This window comes from Bradyrhizobium sp. PRIMUS42 (genome assembly GCF_023006515.1).
Lineage (GTDB): Bacteria > Pseudomonadota > Alphaproteobacteria > Rhizobiales > Xanthobacteraceae > Bradyrhizobium.
Genome location: NZ_JALBGZ010000077.1, coordinates 1 through 14,509, shown reverse-complemented (window position 1 = coordinate 14,509; position 14,509 = coordinate 1). Strand labels below are relative to the sequence as shown.

Annotated in this window: 12 protein-coding genes and 2 pseudogenes; 6 read left to right on the top strand and 8 right to left on the bottom strand. The window is 64.2% G+C overall.

Annotated features, from left to right (window positions below):
* A partial coding sequence (locus MOV75_RS09595; protein WP_247005531.1) for a tetratricopeptide repeat protein occupies positions 1-460 on the bottom strand: 460 nt, incomplete at its 3' end.
* Between the two features lie 136 nt (positions 461-596).
* The gene (gene htpX, locus MOV75_RS09590; protein WP_247005528.1) at positions 597-1,544 is read right to left on the bottom strand and encodes a zinc metalloprotease HtpX; all 948 of its coding nucleotides are present in this window, start codon (positions 1,542-1,544) and stop codon (positions 597-599) included.
* A gap of 285 nt (positions 1,545-1,829) precedes the next feature.
* Here htpX and MOV75_RS09585 point away from each other — a divergent pair, with 285 nt between their 5' ends.
* From MOV75_RS09585 to MOV75_RS09565, 5 genes are all read left to right on the top strand, one after another.
* On the top strand, positions 1,830-3,176 hold the full coding sequence (locus MOV75_RS09585; RefSeq protein WP_247005525.1) for an HlyD family secretion protein: 1,347 nt from the start codon (positions 1,830-1,832) through the stop codon (positions 3,174-3,176).
* Positions 3,176-5,113 carry a glycosyltransferase gene (locus MOV75_RS09580; RefSeq protein WP_247005533.1) on the top strand — a complete coding sequence of 646 codons (1,938 nt, stop codon included), beginning with the start codon at positions 3,176-3,178 and terminating at the stop codon, positions 5,111-5,113. Before MOV75_RS09585 ends, MOV75_RS09580 begins: the two co-directional genes overlap by 1 nt.
* Before the next feature lie 117 nt (positions 5,114-5,230).
* Positions 5,231-6,526 (top strand): lytic murein transglycosylase, encoded by a 1,296-nt coding sequence (locus MOV75_RS09575; protein WP_246923775.1) that lies wholly within the window; start codon positions 5,231-5,233, stop codon positions 6,524-6,526.
* Between the two features lie 108 nt (positions 6,527-6,634).
* Positions 6,635-7,138 carry a DUF1993 family protein gene (locus MOV75_RS09570; protein ID WP_247005523.1) on the top strand — a complete coding sequence of 168 codons (504 nt, stop codon included), beginning with the start codon at positions 6,635-6,637 and terminating at the stop codon, positions 7,136-7,138.
* 177 nt (positions 7,139-7,315) lie between these two features.
* A complete protein-coding gene (locus MOV75_RS09565; protein WP_246923770.1) occupies positions 7,316-8,416 on the top strand; it encodes an alkene reductase in 1,101 nt (366 codons plus the stop codon).
* Between the two features lie 185 nt (positions 8,417-8,601).
* Here the strand turns inward: MOV75_RS09565 and MOV75_RS09560 are convergent, their stop codons facing one another.
* The 6 genes and pseudogenes from MOV75_RS09560 to MOV75_RS09535 form a co-directional block, all read right to left on the bottom strand.
* On the bottom strand, positions 8,602-10,344 hold the full coding sequence (locus MOV75_RS09560; RefSeq protein WP_246923816.1) for an ABC transporter substrate-binding protein: 1,743 nt from the start codon (positions 10,342-10,344) through the stop codon (positions 8,602-8,604).
* Between the two features lie 130 nt (positions 10,345-10,474).
* Positions 10,475-10,804, bottom strand: coding sequence for a DUF2160 domain-containing protein (locus tag MOV75_RS09555; protein WP_246923768.1), 330 nt, complete (start codon positions 10,802-10,804; stop codon positions 10,475-10,477).
* Positions 10,805-10,870: 66 nt separating this feature from the next.
* On the bottom strand, positions 10,871-11,677 hold the full coding sequence (locus tag MOV75_RS09550; RefSeq protein ID WP_246923766.1) for a carbohydrate ABC transporter permease: 807 nt from the start codon (positions 11,675-11,677) through the stop codon (positions 10,871-10,873).
* The gene (locus tag MOV75_RS09545; protein WP_247005521.1) at positions 11,677-12,651 is read right to left on the bottom strand and encodes a carbohydrate ABC transporter permease; all 975 of its coding nucleotides are present in this window, start codon (positions 12,649-12,651) and stop codon (positions 11,677-11,679) included. Before MOV75_RS09545 ends, MOV75_RS09550 begins: the two co-directional genes overlap by 1 nt.
* Positions 12,651-13,736: an ABC transporter ATP-binding protein gene (locus tag MOV75_RS09540; RefSeq protein ID WP_246923759.1), complete on the bottom strand. Its 1,086-nt coding sequence runs from the start codon at positions 13,734-13,736 to the stop codon at positions 12,651-12,653. Before MOV75_RS09540 ends, MOV75_RS09545 begins: the two co-directional genes overlap by 1 nt.
* Positions 13,737-13,748: 12 nt before the next feature.
* Positions 13,749-14,402, bottom strand: a pseudogene (locus MOV75_RS09535) (TOBE domain-containing protein); the annotation flags it as partial.
* On the opposite strand from MOV75_RS09535, the pseudogene MOV75_RS42650 reads away from it, so the two are divergent.
* Positions 14,398-14,509, top strand: a pseudogene (locus MOV75_RS42650) (metallophosphoesterase); the annotation flags it as partial. The pseudogenes MOV75_RS09535 and MOV75_RS42650 sit on opposite strands and share 5 nt — an antisense overlap.

Sequence of the window (14,509 nt, the reverse complement as noted above, 5' to 3'; positions counted from 1 at the left end):
CCAGGGCATCCGACGGATCGAGGCGGACCGCCGTGTTGTAACTCAGGATGGCGCGATCGAGATCGCCGGTGGCGGCGAGCGCGAGACCGCGCTGGTGATAGGGCGCAGCAAGCTTCGGATCATGCGCGATCGCCTCGTCATAGTCGGCGATGGCGAGCGCGAGATCGCCGTTCTGACGACGCGCGAGCGCGCGCTCGCGATAGAGCGAGGCGCGGTTGGGATTGAGATGAATGGCCTCGTCGAAATCGGCCATCGCCCGCCTGAAGTCGCCATGGCGCAGCGCGATCCGACCGCGCCCCTCATAGGCAAAGGCGATCAGCGAGCCGCGCAACGGCGAGAAGCCGATCACGGCCGAGCAGATGTCGGGATCGTCCTCGTCACCGCAATTGACGACCATGTGCGTGGACAGGCCGACAAGCACGCACATGACGATCAGCAATGGTACGGCAGTTCTGGTCATCTTCGACGGTGTCCGGCATAGGGCCGGCCACGCATCCCCTTTCGAAGTTGGTCTCGCCGGGGTGTTAACACCGGCTCCGGCGATCCAGTGTGCGCCAGGTCACAAAGCGGGATGCAAAATTCCAGCCGGTTTCGTTTCAGCCCCAAGGACCACGTGAAGGACCACGTGAAGACGAGCGGCCCCACGGGCCGCGAGGCGGATAGTTCTCGTTGGCGCCGACCGACGGCGCCGCCTGCGTGCCGAGTTCGGCAGCGAGCTCGCGCAGCGCGGCGATGCGGTTCTGTGTCGAGGGATGGGTGGCGAACAGATTGTCCACACCGTGGCCCGACAGCGGATTGATGATGAACATGTGCGCGGTCGCGGGATTTCGCTCGGCCTCATAGTTCGGCACCTGATGCGCGGCGCCCTCGATCTTCACCAGCGCGGAGGCCAGCCACATCGGTTGTCCCGCGATGCGCGCACCGAGATTGTCCGCGGCATATTCACGGGTCCGGCTGATCGCCATCTGCACCAGCATGGCGCCCAGCGGGGCGAGGATCATCATCAGGATCGAGCCGACGATGCCCGGACCGTTGTTGTTGTCGCGATTGCCGCCGAAGAACATGCCGAACTGGGCGAGCATGGAGATCGCGCCCGCAATGGTCGCGGTGATGGTCATCAGCAGCGTGTCATGATTCTTGATATGAGCGAGCTCGTGCGCAATCACGCCCGCGAGTTCCTCGCGGCTGAGCTGGTTCATCAGCCCGGTGGTGACGGCGACGGCCGCGTTTTCCGGATTGCGGCCGGTCGCGAACGCGTTGGGCTGCATCTCGTCCATCAGGAACACGCGCGGCATCGGCAGGCCCGCACGGCCCGCAAGTTCCGCGACCAGCCCGATCAGCTCCGGCGCGGTCGAACGATCGACCTCATGGGCGCCGTACATGGAGAGCACCATGCGGTCGGAGTTCCAGTAGGTGAAAAGATTGGTCGCAGCGGCAATAACCAGCGCGATCACGGCGCCGGAGGCACCACCGATCAGATAGCCGACGCCCATGAACAGGGCAGTCAGGCCTGCGAGCAGCATTGCGGTACGAAGATAGTTCATGGCCGTCTCCTGGGGCGGCCGCGGGCGAACCTTCGGCCGGCTCCCACGAAGTATGAATGCGGTCGGCGACCGCAAGGTTCGTGCGTCGCCGGGCCGCATATTCACAGCAGTGCGGTCAGCCTTTCCCCCGCCGCTAAACATTGACCGGGATTTGCGCAAAAACGAGCGCGGACGCTTAGCAACCTGGAAAGCGCAGCTTCGGCTTAATACACGGTAACCGGGCACGGCGCGCGGTTCTCGCGCATTGACCGGTCCCGTTGGCATCTCGTCAGCAAGGTGACCGTCATGATGGACCGCTCGCGCGCCGCTTCCGTCGATCCCGCATCCATTCCCTCCCCTAACGAGAGCAAGACTGACGCGAAAGGCTTGCAGGAGGCGCTGCACGAGCAGCTGTTCGCCAATGACGAGCCCGGCCACGCAGCCGACGGGCAAACGACGCCAGAATCTGGGCGGCATTGGTTACATCTGCAGCGCGGCGCCAAGATCGCCATTGGGCTCGCCGTCATCGCCGTGTTCGGCTGGCTGCCGCTGCGCGCGATCTGGGAAAATTCGAGCGTCGAGGCCGTTCTGAATTCCCGCCTCGTCACGTTGCGCACGCCCATCGGTGGTCGTGTCTCGGCCGCCCAGCGCGTGACCGATCAAGCCAAGTTAGATGCCGGAACCGTCGTCCTGCGCGTCGTCAATTCGCGCGGGGATCGCACCCGGCTTGATGATCTCCGGCGGCAGAAGTCGCGCCTCGAGAACGAGCGGCCGAGCCTTGCTGCCAAGCTCGCCTTGGCACAGGCCGCGCAAAAGGACCTGGCGCGGCAGGCAGCCCAATTCCGCGACGGACGCGTGCTCCAACTCGAGGCCCGCATCGCCGAGATCCAGACCTCGATCGAGGCGGCGGCGGCGCGGCGGGACGAAGCCAGTGCCGCCGTCGACCGCGCATCTTCGCTGGCGAAATCCGGCAATGTCTCGACCGTCGAGCTGGCGCGGTTGACGCGCGAGCTCTCCGTGTCGCAACAGACCGAGCTCGGCGCGCGCAAGCGGCTGGATGCCGCCAAAGTCGAGCTCACCGCGGCGCAGAACGGCTCGTTCCTCGGCGACAGCTACAATGACCGGCCAAGTTCGGTGCAGCGCGAGGAGGAGATGCGCCAGCGTGCCGGCGACCTCGAAGCCGATCTGGCGCGCACCGACACCGAGATCGCCTGGCTCGCCAACGAAATCATCATCGAGGAGGTCCGCTTCGCCGATCTGTCTGAAGCCGACATCACGACACCCGTCGCGGGGCGCGTCTGGGAGATGATGACCTCACCCGGTGAGGACGTGCAGGCCGGCCAGCCCCTGCTCAAGGTGCTCGATTGCAGCGGTGCCGTCATCACCGCCAACGTCACCGAGAGCGTCTACAACCGCTTGCAGCTCGGCGATCGCGCGACGTTCGAGCCGAATGACGGCGGTGAGCCGATCTCCGGCACCGTGGTCAACCTGACCGGCGCCGCCGGTGCGCCCGCCAATCTCGCCATCAATCCGGATGCGCTGAGCAAGGAGCCTTATCGCGTGACCGTGGCCTCGCGCGATGCGGCGGCCCGCGCCTGCACCGTGGGACGTACCGGCCGCGTCGTGTTTGCCCGGAACGAGACCGCGCCGTGATGATGGCGCTGACGCCCGGCCTGATCGCACTCGGCGCCTTCATGGCGATCGTGCCGCTGCTCAGGCGCGACAGCACGATGGCCCGCTCGTTGCTGGCCATCGTGGCGGTGGCCTTGCTGCTGCGCTATCTCTATTGGCGCATCACGTCGACGCTTCCGCCGCCGCATCTGACTGTCGATGCCGTGATCGGCTACCCCTTCATGCTGCTGGAAGCGGCCTCGCTGGTCGCGGTCGCGTTGTCGTTGCTGTTCCTGAGCCGGACGCGTGACCGCACCGGCGCAGCGAAGATCGACGGCCGTGCCACCAATCCGGACGCGCCGCTGATCGACGTCTTCATCTGCACCTACAACGAGGAACGATCGATCCTCGAGCGCACGATCATCGGCGCGACCGGCATGGCGTACGGCCATTACCGCGTCTGGGTGCTCGACGACGGAAGGCGGCCCTGGCTGCGTCGGCTTTCGGCCGAGCTCGGCTGCCATTATCTCACGCGGCCCGACAACCACCACGCCAAGGCCGGCAACATCAATCACGCGCTCAAGCACGTCGGCGCCCTGCCGGAGCGGCCGGAATTCGTTGCCGTTCTCGATGCGGACTTCGTGCCGCGGCCCGACTTCCTCGCGCGCACCGTCTCGCTCATGGACGATGTTTCGGTCGGCGTAGTGCAGACCCCGCAGCATTTCATCAACCCAGACCCGATCCAGACCAACCTCGCCGCGACCGACGTCTGGCCCGACGAGCAGCGGTTTTTCTTCGACATCCTGCTGCCGGCCAAGGACGCCTGGGGCGTCGCATTTTGCTGCGGGACCTCGTCGCTCATCCGCTATTCCGGGCTGGTGCAGATTGGCGGATTTCCGACCGACTCGGTGACGGAAGACTACCTCGTCACCCTTCGCTTGAAGGAACACGGCCTCAATACGATCTATCTCAACGAGCGGCTGACGATCGGGCTCGCGCCGGAGGGGCTGAAGGAATACATCACCCAGCGCGCCCGCTGGTGCCTCGGCCTGATGCAAATCGTGCGCGGCCGCAGCGGACCGCTGTCTCAGGATTCGAAGCTGTCCTTCATCGACCGCCTCTCGCTGGTCGACGCCTTCATGAGCTGGTCCGCGGTCTACACCTCGAAGGTAGCGGGCCTGGTGGTGCCCTGGCTGTTCCTGCTGTTCGGCATCAAGGCGGTCCGGGCCGACCTCACCGAGCTGTTGCGCGTCTTTCTGCCGTTCTATGTCTGGAATGGCCTCAGCATGGCCTGGCTGTCGCGCGGCCGCTCGCTCGCGATGATGAGCGACGTGTCGCAGCTCATCGCGGCGCCCGCCGTGCTCAAGGCGGTGGCAGCCGGCCTGTTGAAGCCGAAAGGCCACAAGTTCAAGGTCACCGCGAAAGGCGGCGACCGTAACCGGCGATTTGTCGAATGGCCGCTGCTGCGGCTCTATGGCGGCGCGCTTTTCATCACGCTCGCGGCCATCGCCTATGCCTTCATCCTGCACCTGCGCGGCGAGAACATCGCCTATGGCGGACTGGCCCTGGCCTGGAGCCTCTACAACGCGGTCATCCTCACCGTGGTCTGCTTCGTCTGCATCGAGCAGCCGCGCAAGCGCAAGGCGGAGCGGTTCAGCCGCAGTGAGACGGTCCTGCTGCGACAGGACGGCAAGACGCATCTCGCCCGGCTCGCCGACATCTCCATCACGGGCGCCCGCCTGATCGATCCGGATCCGCCGGCGCCGGGCAGCACGATCGAATGCCGGATCTATGGCCGCCCGATCGCGGCCATCGTGGTGCGGCGGACCACGGACGGCTTCGCCGTGCGGTTCGAGGAAGGCATGGATACGCGCGTGCACGCGATCAGGGCGTTCTATGCCGGCGAATATGTTCGCGCCTTTCGGGGCGTCAGGGCGCTCCCGGTCGGGAAAGCGCTGTTGATGCGGCTGTTCGGCTAGGGTCCCGCCCGACATCCGCGCGCGTTCCCTGCTGACAGAGCATGAAGGGATGGCCTGAGACTGTCACTTCACCTAAACTTCAGGCGAATCCACGCCTGCCCTCCCGCCGGAACCCCTATGGTCCAGACCCGATTTCTGATCGCGGCCGTCGCACTTCTTGCATGCGCTGCCACCGCCTCCGCCCAAATGCTTCCACCTCCCGCCAAGCCGGCAGCGCCCAAGGCACCCTCGCCGCGCGCGGCCTCTTGCCACAACGGCGCGAGCTTCGATCGCTTCCTGGCCGACGTGAAGAGCCAAGCGGTGGCTGCAGGTGTGTCGCAGCGGACGATCGCGGAGACCTCGCCCTATCTCGTCTACGACCAGGGCATCGTCAATCGCGACCGCGGCCAGCGCGTGTTCGGCCAGCTCTTCACCGAATTCGCCGGCCGCATGGCGGCGCCCTATCGGATGCAGAACGGCCAGCAGCACATCAAGCAACACGCTGCCGCGTTCGCGCGCGCCGAGAAGGAATATGGCGTCCCGCCGGCGGTGATCGCCGCGTTCTGGGGGCTGGAGAGCGACTTCGGCGCCAACATGGGCAATCTGCCGACGCTGAAATCGCTGGTGTCGCTCGCCTATGACTGCCGCCGCTCAGAGATGTTCGTGGGCGAGACCATCGCCGCGCTCAAGATCATCGACCGCGGCGATCTGCATCCCGACGAGATGATCGGCTCCTGGGCCGGCGAGCTCGGGCAGACGCAATTCCTGCCTGTGCATTACGTCAACTACGCCGTCGACTATGACGGCGACGGACGACGGGACCTGTTGCGCTCGCCGGCCGACGTGATCGGCTCGACCGCGAACTACATTGCCAACGGCTTGAAATGGCGGCGCGGCGAGCCGTGGCTGGAAGAGATCAAGGTGCCGCCGAATCTACCCTGGGATAAGACCGATCTCACGGTGAAAGAGCCACGCTCGACATGGGCGCAGCTCGGGGTCACCTATCCCGACGGCCGTCCCTTGCCGAACGACAATCTCGCGGCGTCCGTGTTGCTGCCGATGGGGCGCTTTGGGCCGGCCTTCATGGCCTATGCGAATTTCGCGGCCTATACCGAGTGGAATAACTCGCTGATCTATTCGACCACTGCGGGCTATCTCGCCTCGCGCATTGCGGGTGCCGCGCCGCTGCGCAAGCCGGCGGCGCCGGTGGCGCAATTGCCATTCAACGAGCTAAAAGAATTGCAGCAGTTGCTGATGCGCGCCAGCTTCAATGTCGGCAAGGTCGACGGCGTGCTAGGCCAGCAGAGCCGCGCCGCCGTGAAGGCGATGCAGATCAAGTTCGGCCTGCCTGCGGATTCCTGGCCGACCGCGGAGCTGCTGGCGCGCATGCGCGGCGGCACGGCACAGGCGCAGCCCCAGACAACGATTCGGTAGAATTTTCGCATCGCACAAGCCGCTCCCGCGATTGTATTTTCCCATGAGGCTCCCATGTGAGTGGCTCAGGTTTTCTCCTGAGATTTCCCATTCACAAGCGAGCATCACATGTCCTTCTACGACGCAGCCGTCCCCGCCTATTTGCAAATGCTGAACAGCGTGACCGGGTTGCTCACCAAAGCCGAGGCGCATTGCGCGGCCAAGAAGATCGACCCCAGCGTCCTGCTCGGCTCGCGTCTCTTCCCGGACATGCTGCCACTGTCGAAGCAGGTCCAGCTCGTCACCGATTTCGCCGCCAAAGGCTGTGCCCGGCTGACCCATAGCGAAGTGCCCTCGACGTCCGACACCGAGACCAGCTTTGCGGAATTGAAGCAGCGGCTGGCAAAGACGATCGACTACGTGAAGTCGTTCAAGCCGGAGCAGTTCGAGGGTGCCGATACCAAGGACGTCACCTTCCCGGCCGGACCGGACAAATCCATCACGATGAAGGGCCAGCAATTCCTGAGCGCGTTCTCGCTGCCGAACTTCTATTTCCACGCCGCGACCGCCCACGGCATTTTGCGCCACAACGGCGTCGAGATCGGCAAGCGCGATTTCATGGGCGCGAACTGATTTGCAAAATTGCACGGCCGTGTAGCGGAATTCTCCTGCCGCGGCCGAAATTGCACATGAATTATGCTACGCGGCCTTGCCGCGTAGCTCGCCTGCACTTTGAGTATGGCTCCGCCCTTGCGCCTGATGTCGCGATGCACAACTGTTCCAGACCTCTCACCGCTGGAAACATTACCAATGAGCCGTCCAACCAAATTGTTTGAGACCTATAAGCTCGGTCCGATCACGCTTGCGAACCGTTTCGTGATGGCGCCGCTGACGCGCAATCGCGCCGCGCCCGGCACGTTCGTGCCTGGCACGCTCGCCGCCGACTATTACGGCCAGCGCGCCTCCGCAGGGCTTCTGATCACCGAAGCGAGCCAGGTCTCGCAGCAAGGGCAAGGCTACCAGGACACCCCCGGCATCTACAGCAAGGAGCAGGTCGCCGGCTGGCGCAAGGTCACCGACCGCGTGCACGAGCGTGGCGGCAAGATCTTCATTCAGCTCTGGCATGTCGGCCGCATCTCGCATGTCGACCTCCAGGCGAATGGCGCCGCCCCGGTGGCGCCGAGCGCGATCCGCGCCAAGGGCAAGACTTTCGTGAACGGCGGCTTCGCCGACGTCTCCGAGCCCCGCGCGCTCGAGCTTTCCGAGATTCCGGGAACCATCGACGACTTCAAGCGCGCGACGAAGAATGCGCTCGAGGCCGGTTTCGACGGCGTCGAGATTCACGGGGCCAACGGCTACCTGCTCGAGCAGTTCGCCAAGGACGGCGCCAACAAGCGCACGGACGCCTATGGCGGCTCGATCGAGAACCGCGCGCGGCTGATGCTGGAAGTCTCCAAAGCCGTCGTGGCCGAGGCCGGAGCCAATCGTACCGGCATCCGCATCTCGCCGGTGACGCCGGCCAACGACATCTCGGATTCCAATCCGCAGGCCCTGTACAACCACATTGTCGACGGCCTCAGCGCGCTCAAGCTGGTCTATCTCCACGTCGTCGAAGGCGCCACCGGCGGCCCCCGCGACATCGCGCCGTTCGACTACGCGTCCTTGCGCAAGCGCTTTACCGGCGCCTACATCGCCAACAACGGCTACGATTTCGATCTCGCAACCAAGGTGCTGGACGCCAACGCGGCCGACCTCATCGCCTTCGGCAAGCCGTTCATCTCCAACCCCGATCTCGTCGAGCGGCTGAAGCAGGGCGCCGCGCTGAACGACTGGGACAAGAATACGTTCTACGGCGGCGGCGCGAAGGGATATACGGACTACCCGACGCTGGCAGCTGAGCCGGCGGAGTGATCTCCGCTTTCTCCTCCGTCATTGCGAGGAGCTTTTGCGACGAAGCAATCCAGACTGCCATTGCGAAAAGACTCTGGATTGCTTCGCTTCGCTCGCAATGACGCGGTAGACGCAGCCGGGTTCACCAGAAAGAAAAAGGCCGGGATCGCTCCCGGCCTTTCGCATTTGATGACGTTACGCGCCGCTTACTTCGCTTCCGCGCGCTTGGGCGGGGTGGCCGGCCACGACTTGATCAGGGTGTCGTAGTCGACCGTCTCGCCCTTCGGCTTCTCGTTGGCGAGCTTGCGCTGGGGCGCGATGGTGCCGTCCTTCTCGGCCTTCGCGAACCAGTACTCCGGCTTCTCCTTCTTGTGCAGCTTCGGACCGCAGGCACCCTGCACGTTTGACTTTTCCAGGCGCTCCATCACGGAGTCCTGAGCCGCCGCAAGGGCATCCATCGCGGCTTGCGGCGTCTTCGCACCGGACGACGCATCGCCGATGTTCTGCCACCACAGCTGCGCGAGCTTCGGATAGTCGGGCACGTTGTTGCCGGTCGGGGTCCACTGCACGCGCGCAGGCGAGCGGTAGAACTCGATCAGGCCGCCGAGCTTCGGCGCGCGCTCGGTGAACGACTTGTCCCAGATGTCGGATTCACGGATGAAGGTGAGACCGACATGGCTCTTCTTCAAGCTCACCGATTTGGAGATGATGAACTGGAGATAGAGCCAGGCCGCCTTGCGGCGATCCGCCGGGGTCGACTTGAGCAGCGTCACGGAGCCGGCGTCCTGATAGCCGAGCTTCATGCCTTCCTTCCAGTACGCACCGTGCGGCGAGGGCGCCATACGCCATTTCGGCGTACCGTCCGCGTTCATCACGGCGATGCCCGGCTTCACCATGTCGGCGGTGAAGGCCGTGTACCAGAACATCTGCTGGGCGATGTTGCCCTGCGCCGGCACCGGGCCTGCCTCGGAGAACGTCATGCCCTGGGCCTGCGGCGGCGCATACTTCTTCAGCCAGTCGAGATATTTGGTGATCGAGTAGACCGCGGCCGGACCGTTGGTGTCGCCACCACGCTCCACCGAGGAGCCGACCGGGCGGCAGCCTTCCATGCGGATGCCCCATTCGTCGACCGGCAGGCCGTTCGGAATGCCCTTGTCACCGTTGCCGGCCATCGAGAGCCAGGCATCGGTGAAACGCCAACCGAGCGAGGGGTCCTTCTTGCCATAGTCCATATGGCCGTAGACCTTGACGCCGTTGATCTCCTTGATGTCGTTGGTGAAGAACTCGGCGATGTCCTCATAGGCGGACCAGTTCACGGGCACGCCGAGCTCGTAGCCATACTTGGCCTTGAACTTGGCCTTGTAGTCGGCGTTGGTGAACCAGTCGTAGCGGAACCAATAGAGGTTCGCGAACTGCTGGTCGGGCAGCTGATAGAGCTTACCGTCGGGACCGGTCGTGAACGACTTGCCGATGAAGTCGTTGACGTCGAGCATGGGATCGGTGACGTCCTTGCCCTCGCCGGTCATGTAGTCCGAGAGAACGACGGTCTGTCCGTAGCGGAAGTGGGTGCCGATCAGGTCGGAATCGTTGATCCAGCCGTCATAGACGTTCTTGCCGGACTGCATCTGGGTCTGCAGCTTCTCAACGACGTCACCCTCCTGGATGAGGTCGTGCTTGAGCTTGATGCCGGTGAGCTCGGAGAACGCCTTGGCCAGCGTCTGCGATTCATATTCGTGAGTCGTGATGGTCTCGGAGACGACGTTGATCTCCATGCCCTTGAAGGGCTCGGCAGCCTTGGCGAACCACTCCAGCTCCTTCTTCTGGTCTTCCTTCGACAGCGTCGAGGGCGTGAACTCTGCGATCCACTTCTGGATCACGGCGTCGTCGGCAGCGCGGACCGGCGCCGAGACGGCGAACGACACCGCGACAATCGCGGCGACGCTGGACATGGTCAGAAAACTGCTCTTGGTCAATGGACCTTTCCTTCTCCTAAACTGTCGCATGTTGTTCCTCCGTTGCAGCGACAAACTTTTATACAGACCCGGATTGCCCCCGGATCTGGCCGTCCCTTCGCGAGCTTCAGACCGTGCGGAATATGAGCACGGCCGTCACCAACGAAATTCCACTTGCGAGCCACAGGCGCGAGATTTCAACGCCCTCCTCGCCGATCGGCAGCGTTGCGATCGCATCCGTGCCGAAGAAACCGATCCAGAGAAGGTGGATGACCGCCGCAGCGATCAGCGAAACAAACAGGCGGTCGCCGCGCGTGGTCGGAATGCGGAGCACGCCGACGCGCTCGGCTTCGGGATAGACCGCCGCAAGCCACGTCATCACGGCGAGCGTGCAGGCGAGCGCGGCGAAGAAGATTGCCGTCGGCAGCGTCCAGGCCATCCATGCGATGGATTCCATATGCTCTACTCCTTGCGCATGATCTGGTCCGAAAACCGGTTTCCACTTTTCGGGATCATGCGCGCCTCAGACGCGACCGAGCGCAAAACCGCTCGCGATGTAGTTGCGGACGAACCAGATCACGAGCGCGCCCGGAATGATGGTGAGCACGCCGGCGGCTGCCAAGAGGCCCCAGTCCATGCCCGATGCCGATACCGTGCGCGTCATGATCGCCGCGATCGGCTTGGCCGACACCGAGGTCAGCGTGCGCGCGAGCAGAAGCTCGACCCAGGAGAACATGAAGCAGAAGAAGGCGGCGACACCGATGCCGCTCGCGATCAACGGCACCAGGATCTTGATGAAGAAGCGCGGAAAGGAATAGCCGTCGAGAAAGGCGGTCTCGTCGATCTCGCGTGGAACGCCGGAGACGAAGCCTTCGAGGATCCACACCGCCAGCGGCACGTTGAAGATGCAATGCGCGAGCGCGACCGCCCAGGGCGTATCGAACAGGCCGATCGCCGAATAGAGGTTGAAGAACGGCAGCGCATAGACCGCGGCCGGCGCCATGCGGTTCGACAGCAGCCAGAAGAACAGATGCTTGTCGCCGAGGAAGCGGTAGCGCGAGAAAGCATAGGCCGCCGGCAGCGCCACCGAGATCGAGATGATGGTGTTGAGGATGACGTATTCCAGCGAGTTGATGTAGCCGGAATACCAGCTCTCGTCGGTGAAGATGCGCTTGTAATGCTGGAGCGTCGGCGTGTGCGGCCACAGCGTCATCGTCGAGACGATTTCGGCATTGGTCTTGAAGCTCATGTTGACGAGCCAGTAGATCGGCAGCAGCAGAAAGATCAGGAACAGCCCCATGATGAGGCGGCGGCCGGGGATCGAGTGCATCAGGCCACTCCTTCCTTTGGCTTGAGCGCCGGCACCGGCTTCAGCGCGGCCGACGGCTTGGGCTCCGCCGCCGGCTCGCTCTCCGCCTGGACTTTGCGCTCGGCGCCCGCATTGGTCATGACGGTGTAGAAGATCCAGCAGACGATCAGGATGATCAGATTGTAGACGAGCGACAGCGCCGCGGCCTTGCCGAGGTCGAATTGGCCGAGCGCGATCTTGACCAGCTCGATCGACACGAAGGTCGTGGAGTTGCCGGGGCCGCCGCCGGTGACGACGAACGGCTCGGTATAGATCATGAAGCTGTCCATGAAGCGCAGCAGCACCGCGATCAAGAGCACGCGGTTCATCTTCGGCAGCTGGATCGCCTTGAACACGGCCCAGCGCGAGGCGCCGTCGATCTGGGCGGCCTGATAATAGGCTTCGGGAATCGACTTCAGGCCGGCATAGCACAGCAACGCAACGAGGCTGGTCCAGTGCCAGACGTCCATCACGATGACGGTGACCCAGGCATCGATCTCGTTGGAGACGTAATTGTAGTCGATGCCGACGGCATTGAGGACATAGCCGAGCAGGCCGATGTCGGGGCGCCCGAAGATCTGCCAGATCGTGCCGACCACGTTCCACGGAATTAGCAGCGGCAGCGCGAGGATGACGAGGCAGGCCGCCACCGTCCAGCCCTGTCGCGGCATCGACAACGCGACGACGATGCCGAGCGGCACCTCGATCGCGAGGATCACCAGCGAGAAGAACAGATTGCGCCCGAGCGAGGCGAGGAAGCGGCCGCCGAGATCGGTCGAGGGATCGAGCAATTCCTTGAACCAGCCGACCCCGTTCCAGAAGAACTGGTTGTTGCCGAAGGTGTCCTGCATCGAATAGTTCACCACCGTCATCAGCGGCAGCACCGCCGAGAAAGCGACGACCAGGAACACCGGCAGCACCAGGAACCAGGCTTTTTGGTTGACGATCTTGTCCATCAGGCGGCTCCCTCCACCAGAAGGCTGTCGGCGTAGACGTGGACGTGCGACGGATCGAATTTCAGTCCGGCCATGCCGTCCGAGCTGGCGAACCCCGCGGGCGCGCGCGCCGCGAGCTTGGCGTCGCCGAAGCGTGCTCGCGCAAAACGGATGCGGCCGAGATCGTCGAGACGCTCGATCCTTGCGGTGAGCAGACCGGGCGCAGGCGCGACGACCTCCACGAATTCCGGACGGACGCCGATCTCGATCTTCGCGCCCGAAGGCAGGTTGTCGTAAGCGCGGTTGAGTCCGATGACGTGGCCATCGATCCGCGCCTCGCGTCCCCTCACCTCGGCCGGCAGGATGTTCATGCCGGGCGAGCCGATGAAATAGCCGACGAAGGTGTGCGCCGGCTTGTCGAACAGCTCGGCCGGCGTACCGCTCTGCACGACGCGGCCGTCATGCATCACAACGACGGTATCGGCAAAGGTCAGCGCCTCGGTCTGGTCGTGGGTGACGTAGATCATCGTGAGGTCGAGCTCACGATGCAGCGCCTTCAGCTTGGAGCGGAGCTGCCATTTCAGCTCGGGATCGATCACCGTCAGCGGCTCGTCGAACAGCACGGCGGCGACGTCGGAACGGACGAGGCCGCGGCCGAGCGAGATCTTCTGCTTGGCGTCCGCCGTCAGGCGCGTCGCCTTGCGGTTGAGATAGGGTTCGAGATCGAGCAGGCGACCGATCTCTGCTACGCGCTTGTCGATCTCGGCCTTGGGCACGCCGCGGTTCTTCAGCGGAAACGCCAAATTCTGCCCCACCGTCATGGTGTCGTAGATCACCGGAAACTGGAACACCTGGGCGATGTTGCGCTTCTGGGTTGACAGCGGTGTGATGTCCTTGCCGTCGAACAGGATTTTCCCCCGCGACGGCGTGATGATGCCGGAGATGACGTTGAGCAGCGTGGTCTTGCCGCAGCCGGACGGGCCGAGCAGCGCGTAGGCGCCACCCTGCCGCCAGGTCATGGTGACAGGCTTCAGCGCAAAGCTGTCCTGTGGCGCATCATTGCCGCCGTAGGAATGGGCGAGATCGACGAGGTCAATGCGGGCCATGTCGCACCTCCCTCAAGAGCTCGGCGCCGCGACCAACCGGTCGGCGGCATCGAAGACAAAAACGTCGTTGGGATCGAGCACGGCGTCGAGCGTCTGGCCCGGCTCGAACTCGTGCACGCCGTGCAGCACCGCCACCCAATTCGATCCTTCGCGGGTCAGATGCACGAAACTCTCCGAACCGGTGATCTCGGTCACCGTCACCGTGGCATGGAAGGCATGGCGATCGGCCTCGCCATTGGCGAGCGCGAGTTGATGGGCGCGAAAACCGACACGATAGGCGCCGTCGGCAAGGCTTGAATAAAGACCGGAGGCCGGCGAAGCCGTGCCGCCGGCATAAGCGACCTGCCCGTTCCTCTTCTCGATGCCGACGAGGTTGAGCGGCGGATCGGAGAAAACCTGCGCGACGCGCAGCGTCTGCGGGCGGCGGTAGACGTTGGCGGTCTCGCCCATCTGAAGCGCCTCGCCTTCCCACATGCACACCGTGTTGCCACCGAGCAGCAGCGCCTCGGTCGGCTCGGTGGTGGCGTAGACGAAGATCGCGCCCGAAGCCTCGAAGATGCGCGGCAGCTCGGCGCGCAGTTCCTCGCGCAGCTTGTAATCGAGATTGGCGAGCGGCTCGTCGAGCAGCACGAGATCGGCGCCCTTGACCAGCGCGCGCGCGATCGCGTGCCGCTACCTTCCCGGCAATCACGACATCGGCGATAATCCGACCGCGATCGGGCCGGCCCCAAAGCCGCCGGTCAGCGAAGCGCACCGCCGGCAATTCTGCGACA